Raw genomic sequence first — 24,049 nt, 5'->3', positions numbered from 1 at the left:
CAGATTATGCCCGTTTCCAAATCACCCATTCAGCAATCCGACCCATCAGTTCAGCTCGGCACAGCTTCGGAGGAGTTCATCGAGGACATGGGATTAGTCTATCAGGGCGATGGCTTACCACGCATTGCTGGCCGAATCATCGGTTATCTCATCATCGTCGATACACCATGCAGTCTGCAAGGGCTGGCGGAAGCACTTCAAGTGAGCCGTGCCAGTGTCAGCACAAATACTCGATTGCTCGAACAGCTGGGCATGATCATCCGGGTCGCTAAGGCAGGGGAGCGGCAGCAATTTTACCGACTCGGTGCCGATCCCTATGCGCGTGTCTTGCGTGGGGCGATTGACCGATTGGAAAAGGCCCGGAATGTGGTGCTCACCGCAAAGTCGGATATTCCTAAAACTAACAAAGGAGCCGCCAAGAACATCGCACAGATGGCTCGATTCTATCAGGTGGCTTTGGATGGCCTGAGGGATATCAGCGATAGCTACAGCGCAGAATCTAAAAAATAGTCGAACCAAGATCATGACCTTCAAATCGCTCTCTTTCTATAGCCTTGTTGTTACTTCATGGCTCGTCTCCAGTTGCATGGTCAAGCCTCCGGCGAAACATGATCCCGTTCTCGGAGTCGGTGTGCCGGCGAACTGGGTGGCTGGCAGCAGCTCCGCAAAAATCCCAAGCTCATCCGCGTGGTGGACCGAGTTTGGAGACCGACAGCTCAATGCTCTGATCCACGAATCGATTGCGCACAACCACGATTTAAAAGCCGCCGCGGGTCGGATCCAGACCGCCGCAGGTGAAGCCCGCATCACCGCCGCAGCTCTTTATCCCACTTTGAGCGCTGGAATCGATGCATCACGCCGACAGAATGCTTCCATTGCCGGAGTCGGAAGCACCCGCACTGATACCTTTGGAGTCTCATTGAACACCAGCTGGGAACTCGATATCTGGGGGCGTGTTAGAAAAAGCTCCTCAGCCTCATACGCTAATCTGCAAGCTGCCGAGGCTGACTACGCGGCCCGCGCACTGTCGTTGGCAGGCCAGACCGCCAAGGCGTGGTTTGCTCTAACGGAAGCACGGCAGCAGCTGGCACTCGCCGTTTCCACACGTGAGAGTTTTCGCAAAACCGGTAAGCAGGCCACCGACCGCGCAGACGCAGGTATTCAGTCGCCCACTGACAAACACCTCGCCGTCTCAAACTACGCCTCCGCAGAAGCTCTGGTAGAACAACGCAAGGAAAACGTGCAGCGCGCCTCGCGTCAGCTTGAGGTGTTAGTGGGGCGATACCCCTCTGGAAATACCAAGGGCGCCGCCACTTTGCCCTCTGCACCTAGTGCTGTCCGTGCCGGATTGCCAGCTGATCTCATTCGACGTCGCCCCGATCTCATCGCCGCCGAACGTCGTGCGGCCGCAGCGGATAAAAATGTCGGAGCCGCCAGAGCCGCGCTCTACCCACGCATCAGCCTGACCGGGAGTGGCGGTAGTTCCAGCAGTGAAGTTAGAAATTTGCTGAAGGGTGACTTCGGAGTCTGGTCGATTGCTGGAAACGTCGTGCAGCCCATCTTCCAAGGTGGCCAACTTCGCGCCCAGATCATTTCTGCCAAAGGTCGTCAGCGCGAGGCCGAGGAAAGTTTTGCCCAGGCCGCACTGACAGCATTCGGAGAAGTGGAAACCGCACTTTCTGTGGAGCAAATCTTGGCCAATCGCGAAGCCAAGTTCAGAAAAGCAGCCGACGCCGCCCGCCAAGCATCGCGTGTCAGTAGCAATCGTTACGATCAAGGCGTGGATCCACTGCTCAACGTTCTCGAAAGCCAGCGCCGAGCGCTCGACGCCCAGTCATCCGTCATCTCAGCTCGCCGCGCCAGACTCAACAATCGCGTGGATCTGCACCTCGCTCTTGGCGGTGGCTTCTAACACACACACATTTTTATAACATGGATTTCATCAAACAACTCAACCGCCTTCCGCTTCTGGCTACTTGTGTCACTCTTGCCGCTTGCTCTGGGAAAGAGGACGAGCCGGAGAAAAAATCAACCGCTATCACGGTGGAAGTGGTGCCTGCCAGTCGGGGCAACGTGCAGACGTGGACCTTCGGAGAAGGCACCGCACGAGCTACTCGACGTGAGTATCTCAACTTCGAGAATGCGGGCCGCATTACCTACATCAAGCCAGATTTGCGCGAGGGCTCCGAGGTCAAGGAAGGCGAGGTTCTGGTTAGGCAAGATCAGCGCCGCCCATCCGCTGAAGTCGATTCTTCTAAAGCGTCTGTGGCTGAAGCGAAAACTAGAAGCCAGGTCGCCGCGGCCGAACTCAATCAGGCGGAAACCGAGCAGAAGCTGGCGAAGACAACGTTCCAACGCTTCAAAACTTTGTTAGAAAAGAAATCCGCATCGCGCCAAGAGTATGACGAAGCAAAAGCTAAGGCCGACAACGCAGCATCCTCCGTTGCCCGTGCGAAATCACAGGTCGAAGCCGCCGCATCCCAAGTATTTGCCGCCGAGGCGAAACTGAAGCAGGCGGAAGTCGGCTTGGAGACCACCGAATTACGTGCTCCGATCAGCGGCGTAATCGCGAGGCTGAATGTCGTCGAAGGATTTTACATGATGCCGAATCTAGTGCGGACCGATAGCGAAGAGTCCTTTCTTCAGACGGTGCCCATCTTGATCATCGATCGCGAAAGTCTGGAAATCACCGTCGATATACCACCCGCATTACGGGGCACAGTGGCACCGAAGCAATTAGTTTTCATCCAGCCAGGTGGCGGTGGAGGAGGGGATGGGCCGGACAAGGCACCGGATCAATTTCCTGCCCGTGGTGAGGTTTACTCCGTAACTCCCTCGGTGAGTCCCGGCAAACGAACCATCCAAGTGAAAATCCGAACCACAGCCGGCGCGGAGAAACTGCAAGACGGTACATTTTGCACTGTGTGGATTGCTACAGATAAAAGTGAAAATGTGGTCATCGCGCCAATCGATGCTTTCGTTTACCGCGATAACAAACCGCACGTCTTTGTCGTCGAAGGTGACCAAGCGAAAATGCGCGCTGTAGAACTCGGATTGCGAGGTCTCGACGGTCAGGAAATCACATCCGGAGTGAAACAAGGTGAGCTGTTAGTGACCACCGGACGCTACCAGTTGAGCGATGGAGCACCGGTCAAGACTCTCAAAGCAAGTAGCGAGGAGTCGAATGAATAAAGATACTCTTAAGATGAGCGAGGAAGTTAAAAACGCTTCCGCGGCTGCACGTTTCCTATTCCTGCGCCCGATTTTTGGCACGCTGTTAGCCATGCTGTTCAGCGTAGGTGGCGTGATCGCCTACATGTCGCTGGTCAAGGAATCGTTGCCAGATCTGGACATTCCGCAGGCCACGGTGGTCACGAGTTGGCCGGGTGCCGATCCCCAAACGATCGAGCAAGAGGTCACTGAAAAGCTGGAAAAGGAAATCAAAGCCACCAAAGGGGTGAAAAAAATCACCAGCGCTTCGTTTAACTCGTTTTCCATGATCGCGGTGGAGTTTGATGCCAGCGCTAAATCCCAGGAGTCCGCTGCGCTTTTACGAACCGCCGTCGATGACGCATCGGCAGAACTGCCGCGTGATGCAGAGAAGCCACAGATCAATCAGGTGTCGGTGGATGATCGACCGATTCTCAGTTTTGTCGTCTATGGCGAGGTAGGAGATACCATTCTCAGCCGTCTCGCCGAGGACCTTGAAGACCGGCTCGAGCGCGTCAAAGGAGTCAACGAAATCGTGCTCGGTGGTGCTCGCGGAGAGATCGTTCAGATCTTGCTCGATCCTAACAAACTTCTATCACTCGGTATTTCCCCCACCAAAGTGCGCGATTCGGTTCAGGCTGCTAACATCGATATGCCATGGGGTGAGATCGAGAACGATAAAATGGGACAGACTCTCCGGCTAACAGGTCGGTTCCGTGATTTGGAAAGCCTGCGCAATTTACCAGTCACTCGACTCGGCGGCAGCGGCAGTGACCGACCCGTGCGTCTCAGCGAGATCGCCTCCGTGAGACGCGACCTAAAAACGGAGGAAAGCCGTGCATCATACAGCTGGAAGGGTAGTGAATACGCCTCCTCCATCGAGGTGTCGGTGAAGAAATCTCCCGGTGCCGACACCATCGCGGTGATTGAGTCCGTGCGGGCCGAGCTCAAGGAAATGCAAGAAGGCAATATCTGGCCAGCGGGCGTGAGCTATCAGGTCACGCAGGACGAAACCGAAACCATCTGGGACTCGCTGACCGATGCCTTTAACAATGGCTGGCAGGCGATGGTGGCGGTTTTCATCATCCTCTTCTTGCTGCTCACATGGCGTGAGGGAATTATTGCCGGCCTTTCCATCCCTCTAACATTTCTCGGTGCACTGATCATCATCTGGGCTCTGGGGTATACGCTCAACGAGTTGGTCATCATCGGCATGGTGCTCGCACTCGGGCTGATGGTGGACGTATTTATTCTGATGATGGAGGGACTTCACGAAGGGATTTTCGTCGAGAAACTCAGCTTCGGTCAGGCGGCGTTGAAAACGGTGAAACGCTACGCCATTCCAGCGGCAGCAGGGCAGGCGACCACGATCTTGGCGATGGCTCCGCTGATGGCAATTGGTGGTTTACCTGGAAAATTCATCCGCGTGCTTCCAGTCACCGCAATTGCTTGTTTGCTCACAGCGTTTGTCATCGCATTGTTAGTCGATATTCCACTGGCTCGATTTTTGTTAGGTGGTGCCGCGAAGAAGCAGACGGAATCACGCAAGACACGCGCCGACCGAATCACCGAGAAGCTTTCGGAGAAAATGCGGCTTTGGAGTTTGAAAAAACCTCTGCGCAGTCGTCGGACATCCTATATCTGGACCGCAGGTGCGTTCGGTATTTTCATCCTTTCACTCTTCGCCGTCAGCCAGGTCTCAGTGATCATGTATCCCAAGAGTGACGGTCGTAAACTAGGCATCAGCATCGAGCTGCCACCTGCCACGACCTTGGAACACTCACAGGCGGTGGCGGATCGCTTGGGCAAGATTTTGCAGGAAAAACCTTACTTCGAAAGTGTGGTAAAACTGGTTGGAAAGAAGAGCCCGTTTTCCGGAGGTGGACTTGCCGATGCTCTACAGCCGTCCACCGGTGACAACTACATTGGGTTTTCGTGTGTTTTCCTTGAACGCGAAGAACGCGATAAAGACGGCTACGAAATTGCCGACGATCTTCGCGCCGAACTCAGCAAAGTGATCAACAAAAACTACGCGGGCGCCAAAATCCAAGTCGTTCCTGAAACCGGACAACCAGACGCCAGCGATCCGATCGAAGTGCAGCTCACCGGCGATGATCTCGGCAAGCTGCGTGAAATTTCCACGCAAGTGCAGACGCTGGTACGAGGTGTCACCGGCACTGCTGACGTGCGCGATAACTTGGGACCGATCCGACCCGAAATCACTCTAACACCAAAGCGAGAAATGCTCGATTTCTATGGCATTCAGCCTGGAGACCTCGCCGCCCAAGTGCGTTTTGCCATGAGCACAGGCGAGATTGGGAAATTCGCCCTGTCCGGAGTCAAAGAAGACCTGCCAATCGAAATGGGCATCGCATGGCCGAGCCGCGAAGGCAAAAGCGGCAGCCCGACCCGAGTCGAAGAACTCGCCATGATCCGTGCCTACACGCCAGAAGGGGAAACCGTTTCCCTTTTATCGCTATTAGATCCTGTCAATGGCGAGGCTCCCGTTTCTATCACCCACAGCGACGGTCGGCGTGCAATCAGCGTGATTGGTAAAGCTCCCGACCGACCGGTCAATGAGATCATGGCGGAACTCACGCCCTTGTTAGATGAAATGAAAGCAGACTGGCCGAGCGGATACAGTTACTCCATCGGCGGCGAGGCGCAGGAAACGGCGGAAACCTTTGCCTCGGCGGGTTACATGTTAGTCGTCGCCATCATTCTCGTCTTTGGTGTGCTGGTTCTGATGTTCGGTTCGTTCACTCAGGCGTTTATCTTGATTCTGACCATTCCATTGGCCTTGGTAGGAACCTTTATCGGTTTCTACCTCACCGGCACCGCGTTATCATTCTTTGCGATGGTGGGGATCATCGCGCTGATCGGCATCGTCGCTAACGATGCCATCGTCATGGTCGATACCATGAACATGCACCTACGTAACGGCATGGGTGTGCATGAGGCCGCTGCCCACGGAGCTTCTGACCGACTACGCCCCATCATCAGTACCTCGGTGACCACGATTGTCGGTCTCATTCCCATGGCGATCACCAATCCGATGTGGCGGCCACTCTGTCTCGCGGTGATTTTTGGCCTCATCGCCTCCACCGTGCTCTCGCTGGTGATCATTCCCTGCCTCTATGCCTTACTGACGCATGAGGATCACGGACTGGAAGAATCGCTGGACTGAGAGCGGGTCTCAGCAGTGACGGAGTTGACAGCTGGGAAATGATATGTTTTTATCTCGCATCTGTGCAGTCTTCGTCACCGGTCTCAATCAGAGTTACAGGTCGGTTTTACCAATAATTATTTTACGATTTTGCCATAAGCGAAACGATGGTGGTAATCGTTTCTAATTGAGATTGTTATGGTTGTTTCGAATTGGTAATTATCCAGTTTGCTTACATGCAAATGTAAGAGTGTTACTGGACAAGTGGATGATGTAGGCAAAATTATCCTTACAGTTTATGTGTGATCGCTGATTTGAGATCCACATGAACAGTCAAAAACAAACAACACAGAACCATGAAAACATCGAGTAAAGGAATCGTCTGTATATGCGGATCCGTGGCAATGATGCTAGGGAGTTGCACGGTGAGGGTCGAAGATCCACACCCTCATGTCGACTCAACGACGCACACTTCCAGATCTACAACCGTTGATCCGTTAACAGGTTCCGCTACAACAACGAGTCGTTCGACCACGTATGACCCTCATACGGGCACTTCAACGACAACTAAAAAAGAAACCACCCGATACTGATAGGTGGTTCGTAGGCTGCGAGACAGTCGATACTTGCAGAATTCAAAAGGGGCGCTCGTATGAGTGCCCTTTTTTGACTCTCAATGACTCCTATAGTTGCACAACCTTGCACCTTACTAATCGTTGTCGATTTAGTGATCGATCGGTGAATGACTGACGGCTGGGTAGTGGAACTTTTTCCCCTCGTAATTGCGCAGTGTAATACCTCCGTCGTCGTGTTTCACCACGTAGTCGGGGTTGATCGGGATTTTCCCTCCTCCGCCTGGGCCGTCGATGACGTACTGGGGGATGGCATAGCCTGAGGTGTGACCGCGCAGGCCTTCGATGATGTTGATGCCTTTTTGGATGCTGGTGCGCAAGTGCGCGGAGCCTTCGATCAGGTCGCACTGATAGAGGTAATACGGACGGGCACGACACATCAGCAACTTCTGGCAGAGTTCTTTCTGCACTTCCACTGTATCGTTGACACCGTTGAGAAGAACCGACTGATTACCCATCGGCACCCCAGCATCGGCCAGACGACCTAGCGCATCTCTCACCTCGGTGGTCAACTCCTTCGGGTGATTGGTGTGGATGGAAATAAACAGAGGATGGTATTTCTTCAGCATATCACACAGGGCAGGGGTGATGCGCTGTGGTAGGAAAATAGGAATACGTGAGCCGATGCGGATGAACTGGATATGGGGAATCGCGTGCAGTCGAGAAAGCAGTCTTTCTAGGCGAGCATCAGAGAATAGAAGCGCGTCACCACCGGAAATCAGAACATCGCGGACTTCGGACGTTTTTTCCAGATATTCAAAAGCAGCTTCCCACTGGGTCTCTAACTTCTGCTCGGAGACGCCGGAAACCACACGGCTTCTGGTGCAGTAACGACAGTAGGACGCACAGCGATCGGTGACTAAAAACAAAACTCGATCAGGATAGCGGTGAACCAGACCTGGAACAGGCATGTGGGAGTCTTCACCGCAGGGGTCCGACATTTCCGCCGGATCCGTGAGCGTTTCCTCAATACGAGGGATCACCTGGCGGCGGATTGGGCAGGAAGGGTCGTCTTTATCGATCAAGTTGAAAAAGTGCGGCGTGATGGACATCGCCAGTTTTTTCCCAGAGAGTAATACCCCGGATCGCTCCTCCTCCGAGAGGTTAAGGTGTTTCTCAAGCCCCTCAAGTGTTGTGACTCGATTCTTAAGTTGCCATACGTGGTTGTCCCAGTCCTCCTGAGGCGTATCAGGCCAGAAACCGGGCGCGTGTGATTTAAAATTGATGTCGGACATCTCGCGACGAGTGTAAGGGGGATTTTCTGTTTGTCAAAATGCGACGACCTTATCTGACAGTATCACCGTGATAATGGTGGGTGCACTAGCCAGTAATGTCGTGTTAGAATTTCCACGTGATACCCAGAGTATGCATGTTGAGACCTGGGTTTTTATCATGGATACCGGCATTGGAGATGTGATGCCAGCGGTAGCCGATCGTGCAACAGTCAGACAGCTTCCAGTCGACCCCGAGCGAGCTGAAAAATTGCAATTTTCCACCGAGATCCATATTATTAAAAACATCTTCGCTCAGATAGGCTGGGCCGGATGCTGCCACCAGGCTGAATGGGGAATCGCCGAGATTGAGCACGAGTTGCGGGCCAAATCTGACATAGTATCCGCTGTCATCGTCCTCGACCAATCCTCCCACGGCCCCTTCCAGATTCAGCTGAAGCCGACTCTTGTCGCCGATCTTCCATGAGTAGGGAGTGTTTACGGTGGCGAACAGTTCGTAGGTATGCAGCTGGAGATCATCCTCCGCATCGACACCTGCGCGAAGTCCATAGGAGTCGAACTGCCAGCCAAAATCTTTGGGAACAGCCGAGTAGGGTATGGCCGTCGATGAATCATCGGCGTGGAGGGAGCTAGTACTGATGATGGCCGTGGCCGCGATGAGTGAAGTCAGGGTGATTGTATGAAGTTTCATAACGTGTATGTTAGTATAAAATAATGAACGATTGTGGTCAAGTGGACGACGTTAGAGACTTTATGTTAGTCTTTCGGTGAATTAACAGTGCTTGGACTAGCGGTTAAGGGAAATCATCGGCCACCAACGATTGGTCATTGCCATGGCCTTTTTCCAAGGGCTATCATTCAACTCGTGTTTTCCAAGGCCTTCACGGACGTCTGTAAGCCAAGTTACCTTGGCATCATCGGCGAGCTCAAGCGCTCCGGTGGTTTGGCTATTCCGGAATTGGCCAAGATATTGGAAATGAGCTACATGGGGGTGAAGCAGCATTGCGTTAACTTGGAGAAGTTAGGCTATCTCAAAGTCTGGCGGGTGCCCCGAGTCCAAGTGGGCCGGCCCCAAAAGCTCTATAAGCTTACAGTTCAATGTGATCCGCTTTTCCCCGACGGTGGTGGGGCGCTCATTCTGGATTTATTAGAGGGGGTTAAATCCTCCTTCGGTGAAGTGGCACCGGAAAAATTACTCTATCACTATTTTGAAAAAGAGCGTGATGAGTGGTTGAACGTCGTCCGACCAGGAAAGTCCTTGGTGGAAAAGGCCACCCGGTTTGCCGATGCCCGGGTCAAATCAGGACATTTCTGCCACTGTCGATATTCAGCGGAGGATGGATTCGTGATCGAGGAATATCACCATCCCCTGCATAAGATATTCCAAGCTTACCCAAAGCTGGTGTTGATGGAAACACGGATGATCGAGCAGGCCCTGGGCACACGAGTTGAGCGCACGGAGAAAAAGGGGAGCCAGGGGGTGAAGTGCACCGTCTACCGAGTCAGCACCTTGGGCTAAACCGCATGCATTCGGGCAATCTCACATTGCCCACTCTGAGGGGGGCACAGAACTGGGCGGCATTTTCTGGTCAGCTTCATGTCAAATATAAGCTGGCTGGCCGTCTGGATAACCGTATTTGCAGTATGATCATGCAAACTTAGTTATTAAGAAATCCGAATCATGCATTTTTTTTAAACGGTAGGAGGACTCTGTGAAATATTAATAGAGGTTAAAGGTCTGAATATATCGATTTTACAAGGGCTTTCGGCAATTACGATTAAAGAGCCGCAAAGCTCCATTTTTCAATGTATTGTGTAATATGTATCTAATAACATATATTTTATATTACATAAAAATTGAATATAAGGAGTAGTTACACTTATAAAAACCCTTAATTTCAGCTGTTTATGACCAATAGGATTAGAGCTTAACAAGAGAGCTAAATAGTTAAGGTGAGGTCGAAATTCACCCCACCCTTAAATGAATACTACAACAAAAAGCCCAGTCCGTGCCGGTCAATTCATTGCTCTGGCAGCCATCTCACTCACAGCACTCCCCATGAGTGCTCAAGCCCAAACAGCAGCTCCACAGAAGCGCTACGAGATCTCGTTCGATGAGACTGCGATGGGCCTTTCCCACGGAACACTCTTCTCCGGTAATGAATACGCCGGAGTAGGTGGAGGAGTCACTTTTACAGTGAACTCGAAAGGTGACCACAATCAGTTGCTCATTTTTGATACTGATGAATCAGGAACCCGCGACGACGATCTGGAGAATCCGTTCATCGGAGGTAACCTTAAAGGCGTCAGAGGTCTCGGAAATGCTCTGATCATCGCTGAGAACACGATCGACAACAACGGCGACGGTCTGGTGGATCGTCCTGATGACGAAGCCCGCGGAGGCACTATTGGAGTTGTCTTCGGTAATGACCGCGTCGCATCAGTCGGTTTCAATCTTTACGATACTCCGGAAAACGACGACAGCGATGTCAGCATTGTTTTCAAAGATTCCACCGGTAAATCTGTCACATGGAGAGCTCCTGAACTCATTGCACACGGTAGCAACGTTGCCTTCGGTAACCATTTCGGTAACGAATTCAACGGGATCAAAGCAAAAGACCTCGATCTCGCTAATATCCAGTCGATCGATTTCAACATCGAAAGTGGTGCCGTAGACAGTCTTCACTACTGCGAGGTAGTTCCTGAGCCTACATCCATTGCTCTTCTTGGTATCGGTTTCGCCGGAATGCTTTTCCGCCGCAAGCGTGCCTAATTAATTCTCGTTTCATTGTTTGTTGACCGCCCTGTTGCCCTTGTGGTGACAGGGCGGTTTTTTACGTCCGGATATTGACCTGATTCCTGCGTATTCCCTCTTTACCTCTCTGCTTCGAGGACTAGAGTGGGCGCGACAATTGATTCACCCTGCCGCTGACACGGCCTGATTTCCTGATGCCCAATACTTACGGATCCAACGGACGCCCAGCCGACAGACTGGACACCCTGCAAAGCATCGAGCTTGCCGAAGGGGTGGAGATCCAGCTGCGCATCGCTGGGCCTTATGTCAGGGTGCTTGCCTATCTGTTGGATTTTCTCATTCGCATCGGTATCTGCATCGCCGCGTATTTGGTGATTATGCTGGTGGGGGTGGTGGCCGGATTTAATGTGGCTGGCGGCTTAAGCATGCTGCTGATGTTTTTCCTGACCTTTTTCTACTACATCGTTTTTGAAGCAGGGAAAAGAGGAGCGTCGCCAGGGAAGCGTGCGATGGGCCTGCGGGTGGTAGACACTTCCGGCGCACCGATTTCATGGGGACAGGCATTCATCCGGAACATGCTGCGTTTCGCCGATGGTATGCCGTTGTTCAGCTATGGCTTTGGCCTGATGACTACACTGATGACGAAACGTTTCCAGCGATTGGGTGACTTGTTAGCCAATACTGTGGTGGTCTATGACCGCTTGCCGAAAATGCATCTGTCGTCTCTGCCGCCAGCGATGACTAGTGTGGCACCCAATGTTCCGCTGACACGCGAGGAACAGGCGGCCATTTTGGGATTCAAAGAACGAGGCGGTATGTGGTCGGAGGCCCGTCGAGTCGAACTTGCGGATCACGCCAGTGAACTAACAGGGTCGGGTGGAGTGAGGGGAATGACTAAGCTGTTAGGAGTGGCTCAGTGGCTGGGAGAGAAACATTAACGGGGGATCGGATAGATGCAGGGACAGGAATTTGAAGAAAAAAACGCACAGCGCTGGTCGGAATACGAGCAAACGCTGACGACTCTCGAGAAGGGAAAACATCAGGCATTGGACGTCTCCACCCTGCCCAGCAGGTTTCGTCAGGTTTGCACCGACCTGGCTCTTGCCCGCCACCGCATGTATGGCATGCCGATGAACGAGCATCTCAACGGTCTGGTGATCCGCGGGCATAAAATAATTCATCGCAGAGCTGGAGGGACCTGGGAGATGTTACTCCGTTTTGTCGCGGTCGATTTTCCCGTGTCTGTTAGGACGGAATGGAGATTGCTCATTGTGGCTACTTTGAGTTTTATCCTCCCCTTGGTGGGCGTAGCCTTGGCCGGGTTTTACTGGCCGGATTTCTCATGGATTCAAGCGGTGTTAGGTCCGGATATGATGGGTCAACTAGACACCATGTATGGCAGCAGCGATGACCAGATTGCCAATTTACGCGGGCAATATGGCTCCAACTTCATGATGTTCTGCCACTACATCTGGAATAACATAGGCATCGATTTCAGAATCTACGCCGGTGGTATTTTGGCCTGCCTGGGTAGTCTCTTTTTCTTGGTTTATAACGGTGTGTTTTTTGGTGCTGTCATTGCTTACATCCATACCGCATGTAGCACGAAGGCATTTTATACCTTCGTCGCCGGGCACTCTTCATTTGAGCTGATTGCGATGGTAATCGCAGGCATGGCAGGACTTCGTATTGGTTTGGGCCTTCTGCATCCGGGCCGGAAAACGCGCCGGAAATCGTTGATGGATGCGGGTAAGAAATCGCTGCCTCTGATCTTGGGCGCGGCTTTGATGACATTTGTCGCGGCCGCGATCGAGGGATTCTGGTCCGCTCAGCCACTGCCGCCGATGTTGAAATATTCGGTGGGCATTGCGCTCTGGATCGTCTGTTTCCTCTATCTTGGTTTGGCTGGTCGTGGAGCCAAGCAAAGTAACCGAGCCATGTTCGGAAAGAAAATGGAAGGGGATCTGAATGAAGCTTGAGGAGGTGACTGCAGAGATCCGGCCTCGGGCACCATGGGAATCGATCGATCTAGGTTGTTCGCTGGCGCGTAAACACATCGGTGACATCTGGAAAGCTTGGGCTCTAACTGTTTTTCCTTTGTGGCTATTGCTCGCACTCTTGTTGCGAAACCATCCTTTTTTACTGATTCTCTGTATCTGGTGGTTAAAGCCGATTTACGATCGCGTGCCACTGATGGTGGTGAGTCGTGCGCTTTTTGGAGCTGCACCCAATGTCAAAGAGGTACTGGCCGCTTGGCCGAAATTGATTGTTAGGCGGATTTGGTTCGCACTGGTCGTGGGTCGGTTTTCTCCCGCCCGCAGCCTGAGTCTACCAGTTGCTGAACTCGAGGGCTTGCGTGGGGCTACTTATCGTCAGCGCGTGAACCTTCTCGAGAGAAATGGCGGCGAGGGAGCCACAATGGCGACGTTGGCAGGCATGGTGCTTGAGGGCGTCACCGGGCTAGGTCTCATCATGCTGGTAATGATGATGGTGCCCGAACATGTCAGTTCCAATTGGTGGGATGGAGTGAGTGAGTTTTTTGTCCACAGCAGCTATTCTGATTTTTCGGTAGGGTTCTTCTGGCTCGCGGCGGGAGTGCAGATGTTTGCGATCACGGTGATGGAGCCTTTTTACGTGAGTGCTGGTTTTGCCTTATACATTAACAGCCGAACCCTGACGGAGGGATGGGATATTGAGTTGGCCTTTAAGCGTCTGGGGATCCGCCTCAGAAACTTGGCTGGGAAAAGTGGCGTGGCATTGCTGGCCATTCTGCTGACTGGTTTCCTGGCAGTTCCCACGGCACGAGCCGCAGAGGAGGGTTATCGTGAATCAGCAGAAGAGGTTCTCTCACATGAAGACTTCACGATCCATCACCGTAACGTCAAAGTGCCTGTGGACAGAAGCAGTAGCTCATCTCCCAGTTGGCTGAGTGAATTACTCAGCGGTTCGGGAATGCCGACGTTCATGGGGCTGGTAGGAAAACTTCTCTTTTATATTATTCTCGCGGCTGTGATAGGTGGCTTGGTTTATTTGATCATCCGCAATCGTCATATCTTCAGCGGTGGTGGGAGCTTGGCTAAATCCGGTGAACAGCGGATCAAAACGGAGGAGATCATGGGCATGGATGTCCGCCCCGAGTCGTTACCCGCTGATATCGCCGATGCCGCTCGGAAGGCTTGGCGCGATGGTAATAGCCATTTAGCTCTGAGTCTGCTCTACCGCGGCGCGATAGCATGGCTGGTCAATCGGGAGATGTTACCGATCGAAGAAAGCGACACCGAGGGCGACTGCCTGCGGCGGGTGCAAACCGTGGGGAATACCGCCTATGGTCCGTATTTTTCTGAGCTAACAGGAGCGTGGGTGAATGTAGCTTATGGGAAAAAGGATCCCGATGGTAATCACATGATCGAACTCTGTGATAGCTGGCCGTTTGACTCGGCTGTGGCTAGTAAAAATGGAAGGGGAGCGAGATGAAGTTAGTCCGGATGATCTTGATCGGTCTCAGTCTTAGTCTCCTGCTGAGTTCATGTGGGGAAAAGGAAGTCAAACGCCGTACGGTGGGCTACAAAGGAAAAGCGAAATCGAATCCTTTTCTGGCTGCGGAACGATTTCTAGCCAAGCAAGGCAAAGATGTGAGTTCCGAATACGGATTGGCCCAACTGGACTATAATACTTCGACGCTGTTCCTGCCCCCGTCATCAATCAATACAGTCGGGCGTGCGAAACGAATTCTCAAGTGGATCGACGAGGGGGGACATCTGGTTCTGATGCTGGAAGGGGGCGAGATGGGTGGCAATGATTTCAGCATGGAGCCTTCGACTCTCTTCTGGCAAGAGGAGCTGTCCGACGGCGTGGATTACATGTTTGACGAATTGCGCATCAGCTATCGAACCCAGTCACTCAGTTCTGCCGGAAGCAGCAGCACTCTCGATCTCGATGACTGGGAAGCGATGGAGGAGAAGGATCGTGTTCTGTTAGGATCTGGAGAAAGCAAAATCAATATCGGAGCTGGTGAGATGGAGTTGCGCTATTGGTCGGAAAAGGCAATGGAGTTCAAGTCCCACTATCTGGGAAATTATGCCAGTAAAGATGAACACGGTGAGGACGACCAACATCGGTTCGTCAGCATCACGCATGGCACTGGCCGCTTGTCACTGATGGCGGACGCACGACCTCTCCGTAACCGATACTTAGCTTACGCGGATCATGCCGAATTCCTCGTCGCCTTGGTCAATCTCTCCCGTCCCGGAAAGGTAATTTTCTCGAGTGGTGAGGGGGACGGTTTTTTCACGATGGTGTGGCGCCACTTCAAGATGGCGGTGATCGGTATTTTGGTGGTCGTGGTATTTTGGCTGTGGCGTCATCTGCCGCGCTTTGGGCCAGAGCAAGATATCGTAGGAGGGGGAACTCGTGAGTTTTCAGAGCAAGTCCGTGGTATCGGTCGGTTCCTATGGCACCACAAACGAGACGATGCTTTGCTGGGCGCTCTCCGTGCAAATGTGAACCGCAAGCTTTCACTCCAGCCGGGCATCGGTCATGAGGGAATCTTCGAACAGCTCGCGGACAGCACCAGTTTACCAGTTGAGTCCATCATCGAGGCGATGACGCGTGAGCACATCAATGAGCCGGGAGTCATGGTGCGAGTCACCAAGAACCTGCAAATCATTCTTAAAAACATCCATAAATCAACACCATCATGAACGAGCATCAATCATCATCAGAGTTCCCGTCGGCGCAGGACACTGCCCCGCAAGAGCAGGCAAGTCAGCCCGCTCAAAGCCCGAAGCAAGCTGCACATCTATGTCAGCAAATTTACGGTGAGCTTAGGAAAGTGTTCATCGGACAGGACCACGTTGTTAGCCAGGTCTTGGCAGCTCTCTTAGCAGGTGGTCATGTTTTGTTAGAGGGTAAGCCGGGCTTGGGGAAAACCCACCTTGTTCTTGCTCTGGCCAACACTTTTGGCGGTGGCTTTGGGCGGATTCAGTTCACACCGGATCTGATGCCGACGGATGTAACGGGCTTCACTCTTTTCGATATGAAAAGCCAGACCTTCCAAATGCGTCGAGGTCCAGTATTTACCAATCTCTTGCTCGCGGATGAAATTAACCGAGCGCCAGCTAAAACGCAGGCGTCACTATTGGAGGTGATGCAAGAACAGCAGGTGACGATTGATGGCGAGAGTATCAAACTCGAGCCGCCGTTCATGACTTTGGCGACACAAAACCCAATCGAACAAGAGGGAACCTATCCATTACCCGAAGCTCAACTGGACCGATTCCTGATGAAAATCGTGATCGATTACCCGGATCAAGCGAGCGAAGAGCAGGTGGTCGGCCAGGTCACAGCTGTGGCCTCAGCCAAGGGGCTCGATGCACGCGCCGTCAGTCAAGTTTGCGCGCAAGATGACATCATTTTGGCTCAGCGCGAATGCGCGGCGATCCGCGCGGTGCCTGAGGTGATTCGGTATGCGGTCAATATCTGCCGTGCTACTCGCGAAGCCCAAGGTATCAGCCTCGGAGCTGGAACACGTGGAGCGATCAGTCTGGTGCAGGTAGGAAAGGCCTACGCCCTGATGAATAACCGCGATTTTGTTACGCCTGACGATATCAAGTCTGCCGCTCTGCCCGTGCTTCGTCACCGTGTTCAGTTGGCACCTGAACTGGCGATCAGCGGACAGAATATTGATGATGCTCTTAGTAACATCGTCAACTCCGTAGAGGCTCCACGCATCTAACGACTGACTGGTTTTCGCCAACTATTCATTGAGCATGCAGCCTACCCGACATCTGATCACCATCGCCATCATCTGGGCTATGGTTGGTTTTGCTGCCAGTCTTTGGGAGCCACTGGCTCCGATCTGGCTGTGGGGCGGTGGCGTAGCGGCGGTGTTTATACTGGTCGATATCGTCGCAGGATTCTTACAAAAATTACCAACGGTTGAGCGCACTCTTCCCGGAAGGTTTGCCATCGGCATCGAGCAAATGGTGCCAGTCAAGCTGCACAACCCAGGTGCCATGAGTCTGCGCGTTCAGTGTTACGATGGTTTACCTGGCGATGCTGTAAGTGGCGAACTTCCTTGGACGGGTAGGCTCCCGGCCAGAGGACATGCGGCCGTGAAATATCCGGTTACGATTTCCGAACGGGGACTGAAGGATTTTGCTCCAGCTCACCTGCGGATCTTTTCTCCGCTCAGGCTATGGACACGCAATTGTCGCAGTGGTGAAAATCAGACCACGCGTGTCTATCCAAACTACGAGCCTGTTCTCCGCTACGCTCTGTTAGCCATGGCAAACAGAGCCGAACAGATGGGCATCGTGAAAAAAAACCGCACTGGCATGAGCCGTGAGTTTCACCAGCTCCGCGATTACCAGTTAGGTGATCAGCTTTCTAAAATTGATTGGAAATCGACCTCCAAACGACTTTCCCTGATTAGCAGGGACTACCAAGAACAGCGTGATCAGACGGTGATTCTCGCAGTCGATTGTGGGCGGCGCATGCGAGCTCTTGACGGTGGGGTTCCGCAGTTCGATCACTGTCTGAATGCGATGCTGCTGTTGGCCTACACCGCTCTACGTCAGGGCGATCATGTTGGGATCATCGGCATTGGCGGATCGGATCGCTGGCTGCCGCCGGTGAAGGGCGTGCAATCGATGACCACTATTCTTAATCATCTCTACGATTATGAAACGTCCACATCACCGAGCGACTTCTCAGAAGCAGCCGAGCGCTTGATGACACGGCAACGCCGCAGGGCTTTGGTAGTCATGCTCAGCAATATCCGTGGAGAAGACGGCCATCAGTTGATTGAGCCATTACGCATGATCCGGCGCCGGCATGTGACAATTCTTGCGAACCTCCAGGAGGAGTCAGTGACGAAACGCATTGAGACACCCGCGGCAGCTCTTGATGATGCTCTCGAAGTCGGAGCCACCGCTATTTATCTGGAGGAAAGAGCCAAAGTGCTCGGTGAACTTCGGGCGCACGGAATATTTACAGTCGATAGTCTGGCGAAGGAGTTGCCCATCGCCTTGGCCAATGCCTACTTGGGGGCGCGCGAGATGGTTTAGAATTTTATTGATGTATATAGACCCAAAATAGAGCTCTCCATCCGAATGAATTTACTCAGAACATTTCACTGGTCGAAACTAACCGTCACACTGGCGGCTCTGGTCCTCTCGATCTTGGTGAAATCTGAGCCCGGCATCATCATCTCCGCGAGTTTTCTTTTTCTGCTCAGCTTTCAGAAACGTCTGAACATACATATCCCCAGAGGCATGGCAGTGACGTTCATGGTCTTCTGCATTTGCTCCTTGGTGTTGGGGAGTTACTACGATTTTTATGAGAAGTTCAGCTGGTGGGACGACATGTTACACGGGTTCTACGGTGCTGCATTTGCCCTGATCGGATTTCTCTTCATCCAATACCTTTCTTATAAACGAGGCATTGAAAATGAGGTGCTTATCGTCTGCTTATTCTCATTCTGCTTCTCGGTCACCTTTGGTGCGATGTGGGAGATTTACGAATTTACTTACGATCAAATTACGGGAGGAAATATGCAGAGAGTCGAGGTCGGCCGCGGGGTGGACGACACAATGCACGACATCATTTTAGAAAGTGGATCGGCATTGGTGCTGAACATTTTCATCTACATCTATCTGCGCAGCGGTGCCGATAATTTGATCGGTCGAGTGTGGGAATCATTCCTCAAGCTCAACCCGCCTCGACGAGTGATTCGCGATGAAATTCTACGCAGGAAAAAAAAGCAAGCCGACGAGAGATCTGCATGGTAGAACAATCGCGGCACAGGCAGGCATGGACAATCAATTTTACAACGCATTCGATACTGAGCGACTTTCTAACTGGGAAGCGACCGGTGACTTCCGCACGCCGTTCCAAATGGACCGAGACAGAGTGTTACACACACCCGCATTCCGTCGCTTGCAGAGCAAAACTCAGGTTTTTTGGAGTGGTGAGTATGATTTCTATCGCACTCGCCTGACACACTCATTGGAAGTGGCTCAAATTGGTCGTTCGATCTGTCACTGGCTGCGTGCTGACTCCGACCTTTTACGGCCCGATTATTACATCGACCCTGAACTGGTAGAGGTAGTCTGTCTTTCCCATGATCTCGGCCACCCTCCATTCGGCCACGCTGGAGAGCGGAGTCTGAATTTTCTGATGAAGGACTACGGTGGTTTCGAGGGAAATGCTCAAACACTCAGGCTTCTCACGGAACGAATTTTTTCAGTCAAACGTGCAGGCATGGATCCCACGCGTGCTTTCTTGGACGGAGTGCTTAAATACAAAACTCTCTGGAGCGAATTGCGTCGCGAAGGCGAGGCGCCTGAAAACCATTTTGTCTATGACAAGCAGGCAAAGTATTTGGACTGGGCCATGGGCGGTAACGATTTCCCTGTGGAATACACCCCTGGCAAAGCCCGCGATCAATTTAAATCCATCGAGTGCCAAGTGATGGACTGGGCGGACGATACGGCCTATTCATTGAACGATCTTGCCGATAGTGTTAGGGCTGGATTTCTCTCCATTCATCGCATTGAACAATGGGCGGAAGAGACAGAGGAACCCTGCGGTGAAGGCACACCGTTAGGTGATTTGATCAAAGCCATCCGAGGTAATCGCGTGGAACCTTTCGCCGGTAAACGGATCGGAAAATATATCCAGTCCGCCCATCTGCAGGAAGACACGAACTGCATGAGCGCGACCACCAACCGCTATCGCTATAAGCTGGTAGTGGATGAGGAAATTTGCCGTGAGTCCGAGGTTTTCAAGAAGCTGGCTTTCGAAGTGGTGTTCTTGTCGCCAGAGCTCAAGCAGCTTGAGCATAAAGGCAATTACATGCTGGAGCGGTTGTGGGCAGTTTTGAAAACCCGATACATCGACGGCCAAAATATAGGTGGGCAAAACTTCCAAATCCTTCCCAAAGAAGACGCCGAGGAAATCGAGTCCATGGAGGATGTGAATGATCGTGCCAGATTGGTTTGTGACTTTCTAGCAGGCATGACGGACAGCTCGGCCGCCCGTCTTTACAAGCGTCTGTTTATTCCCGATTTCGGATCGATTGGCGATCTTGTTGGATAATCGGACCCTACAGGCTGTTAGACGATCTGCCTGAATGTTGGGGGCAGACGCTCGTTTGAGGATTTCTTGCCAAATCCTTCAGAACATATTGCTTAACGCTCGTGTTAGGCGTATAGTGCAATGTGAGTGATGTAGAATATATTAGAAGAACTGCCGTATTCAGAAACTCTCACCCTGCAGGGAAATGAATATAACACAGAAAGTAGCCGAAGCCGTTCACGCACACGAGGATGTGCGAGGCGGAGGCTTCAACTTTTTTAAACGCGCTTGGCAGAAACTCTTCTCTCCGTCGACCTCTGAACCCGACCAACTGCCGGCACCTAAAATCGGATTAGCTCTGTCATCGGGAGGGGCAAAAAGTTTGGCCCACGTTGGAGTGATCCAAGTGTTGGAGGAGAATAACATTCCCATACATGCCGTTTCAGGATCCAGCATGGGCGCCTACGTTGGCGCGTTGTGGGCATCGGGGTGTAACGGGGAGAAACTGTTCGAGCTGGCCGCTGAAATGCAGGATCGCAAGGTGTTGAAACAACTGGCAGATCCGGCCCCTCCATTCACCAAGGGCTTTCTAAAAGGATTCAAAGCCAGGGATCATCTCGGTCTGAGCATTGGGGATGTATCATTTTCTGAACTGAAAAAGAAACTGATCGTGATCGCTGCGGATTTAGACAGCTACGAGCGCATCGTCTTCCGCGAAGGCTCTGTGCTCGAAGCCGTCCACGCCAGCTGTGCAATGCCTGGTGTGGTGGTGCCAGTGATGGTCGATGGCAAACGTTGCACTGATGGCGGAGTCGTTGAGCCAGTCCCGGTATCGTCGATGCGGAAATTCTGTGACGTGGACCTTATCATCGCCGTAAGCACATTGCCTGACTTCACGCAGCTCAACTGCAAACGCGAAAGCGAGGACGAGGCGGTGCAGCAGGAAATTTCCAGCGGGCTCTGGGGCCGCATGACCAAGACCATCACTAACAGCATCAGCCTGACAGCGGAGGGAAATACCATCGATACCCTGCGACGTAGTATCCGCATCGGACAGATTCGGATCGCGCACGATGCCTGCAAACATGCCGATGTCGTCATGCGTGCGCACACTCACCAAGAGAGTCGCTGGCACGATTATCACAATTTTGAACACTTCGTTGAAGTGGGAAGAAAAGCCGCCGAAGCCCAATTGCCACTCATCCGGGAATTGATCGAAAATCACAAATCAGGAAAAACTAACCATGAGCGTAAAATTCAAAAACTGGTGGGATAAAGCATCCCCAGATGAAGTGAAGAATCATCAGTCGAAGTTACTTCAGAAACTGATCACCACTCGCGTGGCTCCGTTTTCGAAGCACTATCGCGAAATGTTTGAGCGCGAGGGCATCGACCCTGCGTCTATCAAATCCACAGATGACCTTGTTAGGCTGCCATTCACCTCGAAGCGTGATCTCGGTGAAACCAAGGACTTCGTGATCCTGCCCGATGAGGCGGTGCTGAAAAAACAGCCCGGCACTTTACTCAAGGTTCTTCGATATGGACCTAAAGGAGTGAAGGCAGTGCTTCAGGACGAGTTGCGTCCAGTTTTCATGACCAGCACGACCGGCCGCTCATCGGCTCCCGTCCCATTCTTATATACCAAACATGATATCGCCATTCTGGAAGAGGGCGGCCGGCGTTTAATGGACATGTGTAATGCCACGCCAGATTTTAAAATCATCAACGCCTTTCCCTTCGCACCTCACCTCGCATTTTGGCAGGCCCATTATGCTGGCACTGCGGACACCAAGTTTATGCTTTCCACCGGTGGAGGAAAAGTCATGGGTACATCTGGCAACGTCGAGGTGATTACCAAGATTCAGCCCGACGCAGTGATCGCGATGCCGACTTTCCTCTACCACCTGTTGCAAAAGGCAGCCGAAGATAAAAAGCAATGGCCTAACTTAAAACGTCTCGTGTTAGGCGGGGAGAAAGTACCGGAAGGAATGCGCCGCAAACTTCGTGCATTCTGTGCCGAACTGGGTGCTGATAAAGTCGACATCTTATCCACCTACGCGTTCACCGAAGCTAAAATGGCTTGGGCAGAATGTGCCGTCTCGCAAGGTCAAGAATCCGCCGGTTTCCACCTCTATCCTGACCTTTCATTTATAGAGATTGTTGATCCCGAAACGGGTGAACGTGTTCCCGACGGCCATGCTGGTGAGATTGTTTACACGCCACTGCAAAGTCGCGGATCGGTTGTTTTGCGTTACCGCACCGGTGACCTGATCGAAGGGGGGATCGTGCGCGAGCCATGCCCAATTTGCGGTCGAACATGTCCGCGGTTGGTAGGAAAAATTTCTCGCGTCTCAGACATCCACCGCCTCAACATCGGTAAACTCAAAGGAACCTTGGTTGATTTTAACCAGCTGGAAAACCTTCTCGACGATACCGAAGGCCTCGGAGCCTGGCAGCTGGAGTTGAAAAAGGAAAACGACGATCCGCTCGATCTCGATGAAATTATCATCCACGCCGTTCCTCTAAACTGTGATGAACCCACACTGGAGGAAAACATTCGTCGTAAACTGAAGAATTCGACCGAACTCAGCCCGAACAAGATTCTTTTCCACGATTGGGACACGATGCGGAAAATGCAAGGTGTCGGTAAGGAACTGAAGGAGAAGAAGGTCATCGATAATCGTCCGAAAGATTAACCTAACAAATCAAATATTATGCAAATTCTAGCAGCCACACGTACTCCTTTCACCAGAATGGGGTCAAGTCTCTCCGCATTGAGTGCCGCAGAGTTAGGGCGTCACGCCGTGTCGTCACTGCTCACTGAAACGGGGGTTGATCCTGCGATGCTGGACGAGGTGATTATCGGTTGTGTTTGCCAGCCGGTCGACGCTGCTAACATCGCACGTGTGATTGCTCTGAAGTCAGGCATACCTATCTCCGTGCCCGCCGTCACAGTGCACCGAAATTGCGCATCGGGAATGGAATCGATCACCACAGCAGCCGAACGCATTGCTGCAGGACGGGGCGGTTTGTATCTGGTCGGCGGAGTCGATAGCATGAGTAACGTGCCTCTGTTGTATCGGAACTCGGCAGTGAAAAAATTCACCATGCTTTCCAAAGCGAAAAATCTCTCGCAGCGACTCAGTGTATTTTCTTCCTTCCGTCCCGCGGATTTCTCACCGGTCATCGGATTGAAACTCGGCCTGAGTGATCCGGTTTCCGGATTGAACATGGGAGAGACGGCAGAGGTTTTGGCGCGTGAATTTAATATCAGTCGTGAAGAGCAGGACGCCTTTGCCGCAGCCTCCCAACAGAAAGCGGCAGCAGGCAGAGAGTTTTTAAACGAGGAAATTTCCCCTGTGCATCTTCGGGGTGAGGTGATCAATACTGACGACGGAATCCGCGAGGACAGTTCGCCGGAAAAGCTCGCCAAGCTCAAGCCGGTGTTCAACCGCACGACGGGCACTGTCACCGCAGGAAATTCCTCCCAGATCACCGATGGGGCAGTGATGATGCTCGTGGCCACCGATGCAAAAGCTGCGGAGCTGGGGATCGAGCCCTTAGGGCGTCTGACCGGTTACGCATACACCGGTTGTGATCCCAAGCGGATGGGCCTCGGCCCCGTAAAAGCCATCGCTGAGGCAAACCGTCTAACCGGACTCAATCTAGGTGATGCGGATACGATTGAGATCAACGAAGCCTTCGCCGCTCAGGTGTTAGCCTGTTGCAAGGCTCTCAACGATCCTGCTTATGCCAAGATCGCCGGGCTGGAAGATTCGATCGGCGAGATTCCGACTGAAAAACTCAATCCGCATGGCGGCTCGATTGCGCTCGGTCACCCGGTTGGAGCGACTGGCTCTCGTCTCGTTTACACCGCGCTGCATCAACTTCACAAGACCGGAGGCAAACGTGCTCTTACCTCTCTCTGCGTTGGCGGAGGGCAGGGGGCTGCACTCTGGTTGGAAACCAATTAATC

The 24,049-nt window shown here is 52.5% G+C and carries 19 protein-coding genes; 17 read left to right on the top strand and 2 right to left on the bottom strand.

What is annotated here, in order from left to right; translation table 11 throughout:
• Positions 1–6 precede the first annotated feature (6 nt).
• The 4 genes from ACSPJT_RS03425 to ACSPJT_RS03410 are packed head-to-tail and all read left to right on the top strand — an operon-like array spanning position 7 to position 6,397.
• Complete coding sequence (locus ACSPJT_RS03425) at positions 7–510, top strand: GbsR/MarR family transcriptional regulator (RefSeq protein WP_435894972.1); 504 nt, start codon at positions 7–9, stop codon at positions 508–510.
• 13 nt (positions 511–523) lie between these two features.
• On the top strand, positions 524–1,912 hold the full coding sequence (locus ACSPJT_RS03420; RefSeq protein WP_435894971.1) for an efflux transporter outer membrane subunit: 1,389 nt from the start codon (positions 524–526) through the stop codon (positions 1,910–1,912).
• A 20-nt stretch (positions 1,913–1,932) separates the two neighbouring features.
• On the top strand, positions 1,933–3,192 hold the full coding sequence (locus ACSPJT_RS03415; RefSeq protein WP_435894970.1) for an efflux RND transporter periplasmic adaptor subunit: 1,260 nt from the start codon (positions 1,933–1,935) through the stop codon (positions 3,190–3,192).
• Complete coding sequence (locus tag ACSPJT_RS03410; protein WP_435894969.1) at positions 3,185–6,397, top strand: efflux RND transporter permease subunit; 3,213 nt, start codon at positions 3,185–3,187, stop codon at positions 6,395–6,397. Before ACSPJT_RS03415 ends, ACSPJT_RS03410 begins: the two co-directional genes overlap by 8 nt.
• Before the next feature lie 703 nt (positions 6,398–7,100).
• On the opposite strand, the gene ACSPJT_RS03405 is transcribed toward ACSPJT_RS03410, so the two are convergent.
• Together ACSPJT_RS03405 and ACSPJT_RS03400 are read right to left on the bottom strand one after the other, a co-directional pair.
• Positions 7,101–8,243: a KamA family radical SAM protein gene (locus ACSPJT_RS03405; RefSeq protein ID WP_435894968.1), complete on the bottom strand. Its 1,143-nt coding sequence runs from the start codon at positions 8,241–8,243 to the stop codon at positions 7,101–7,103.
• Positions 8,244–8,346: 103 nt separating this feature from the next.
• A complete protein-coding gene (locus ACSPJT_RS03400; RefSeq protein ID WP_435894967.1) occupies positions 8,347–8,931 on the bottom strand; it encodes an acyloxyacyl hydrolase in 585 nt (194 codons plus the stop codon).
• A 174-nt stretch (positions 8,932–9,105) separates the two neighbouring features.
• Between ACSPJT_RS03400 and ACSPJT_RS03395 the strand changes: the two genes are divergently transcribed.
• The 13 genes from ACSPJT_RS03395 to ACSPJT_RS03335 all read left to right on the top strand — a co-directional run bounded on the left by ACSPJT_RS03395 (position 9,106) and on the right by ACSPJT_RS03335 (position 24,047).
• Positions 9,106–9,759: a helix-turn-helix transcriptional regulator gene (locus ACSPJT_RS03395; RefSeq protein WP_435894966.1), complete on the top strand. Its 654-nt coding sequence runs from the start codon at positions 9,106–9,108 to the stop codon at positions 9,757–9,759.
• Between the two features lie 462 nt (positions 9,760–10,221).
• Positions 10,222–11,013 (top strand): PEP-CTERM sorting domain-containing protein, encoded by a 792-nt coding sequence (locus ACSPJT_RS03390; protein WP_435894965.1) that lies wholly within the window; start codon positions 10,222–10,224, stop codon positions 11,011–11,013.
• A 176-nt stretch (positions 11,014–11,189) separates the two neighbouring features.
• Positions 11,190–11,933 carry an RDD family protein gene (locus ACSPJT_RS03385; RefSeq protein WP_435894964.1) on the top strand — a complete coding sequence of 248 codons (744 nt, stop codon included), beginning with the start codon at positions 11,190–11,192 and terminating at the stop codon, positions 11,931–11,933.
• A 15-nt stretch (positions 11,934–11,948) separates the two neighbouring features.
• On the top strand, positions 11,949–12,974 hold the full coding sequence (locus ACSPJT_RS03380; RefSeq protein WP_435894963.1) for a stage II sporulation protein M: 1,026 nt from the start codon (positions 11,949–11,951) through the stop codon (positions 12,972–12,974).
• Complete coding sequence (locus ACSPJT_RS03375; RefSeq protein WP_435894962.1) at positions 12,964–14,469, top strand: DUF4129 domain-containing protein; 1,506 nt, start codon at positions 12,964–12,966, stop codon at positions 14,467–14,469. The genes ACSPJT_RS03380 and ACSPJT_RS03375 overlap by 11 nt, the downstream gene beginning before the upstream one ends.
• Positions 14,466–15,695, top strand: a complete 1,230-nt coding sequence (locus tag ACSPJT_RS03370; RefSeq protein WP_435894961.1) for a DUF4350 domain-containing protein — start codon at positions 14,466–14,468, stop codon at positions 15,693–15,695. The genes ACSPJT_RS03375 and ACSPJT_RS03370 overlap by 4 nt, the downstream gene beginning before the upstream one ends.
• Complete coding sequence (locus tag ACSPJT_RS03365; protein WP_435894960.1) at positions 15,692–16,729, top strand: AAA family ATPase; 1,038 nt, start codon at positions 15,692–15,694, stop codon at positions 16,727–16,729. Before ACSPJT_RS03370 ends, ACSPJT_RS03365 begins: the two co-directional genes overlap by 4 nt.
• Before the next feature lie 34 nt (positions 16,730–16,763).
• Positions 16,764–18,062 (top strand): DUF58 domain-containing protein, encoded by a 1,299-nt coding sequence (locus ACSPJT_RS03360; protein ID WP_435894959.1) that lies wholly within the window; start codon positions 16,764–16,766, stop codon positions 18,060–18,062.
• Between the two features lie 45 nt (positions 18,063–18,107).
• On the top strand, positions 18,108–18,785 hold the full coding sequence (locus tag ACSPJT_RS03355; RefSeq protein WP_435894958.1) for a hypothetical protein: 678 nt from the start codon (positions 18,108–18,110) through the stop codon (positions 18,783–18,785).
• Positions 18,733–20,094, top strand: coding sequence for a dGTP triphosphohydrolase (dgt, locus tag ACSPJT_RS03350; protein ID WP_435894957.1), 1,362 nt, complete (start codon positions 18,733–18,735; stop codon positions 20,092–20,094). Before ACSPJT_RS03355 ends, dgt begins: the two co-directional genes overlap by 53 nt.
• Positions 20,095–20,278: 184 nt before the next feature.
• Positions 20,279–21,349, top strand: a complete 1,071-nt coding sequence (locus ACSPJT_RS03345; protein WP_435894956.1) for a patatin-like phospholipase family protein — start codon at positions 20,279–20,281, stop codon at positions 21,347–21,349.
• Positions 21,318–22,769, top strand: a complete 1,452-nt coding sequence (locus ACSPJT_RS03340) for a phenylacetate--CoA ligase family protein (RefSeq protein ID WP_435894955.1) — start codon at positions 21,318–21,320, stop codon at positions 22,767–22,769. Before ACSPJT_RS03345 ends, ACSPJT_RS03340 begins: the two co-directional genes overlap by 32 nt.
• 18 nt (positions 22,770–22,787) lie before the next feature.
• Positions 22,788–24,047 (top strand): thiolase family protein, encoded by a 1,260-nt coding sequence (locus ACSPJT_RS03335; protein WP_435894954.1) that lies wholly within the window; start codon positions 22,788–22,790, stop codon positions 24,045–24,047.
• The last annotated feature ends 2 nt before the right edge of the window (positions 24,048–24,049 follow it).

The sequence above is a fragment of the Oceaniferula spumae genome, assembly GCF_042849255.1.
GTDB lineage: Bacteria > Verrucomicrobiota > Verrucomicrobiia > Verrucomicrobiales > Akkermansiaceae > Oceaniferula > Oceaniferula spumae.
This window is presented reverse-complemented; position numbering and strand designations above follow the sequence as displayed.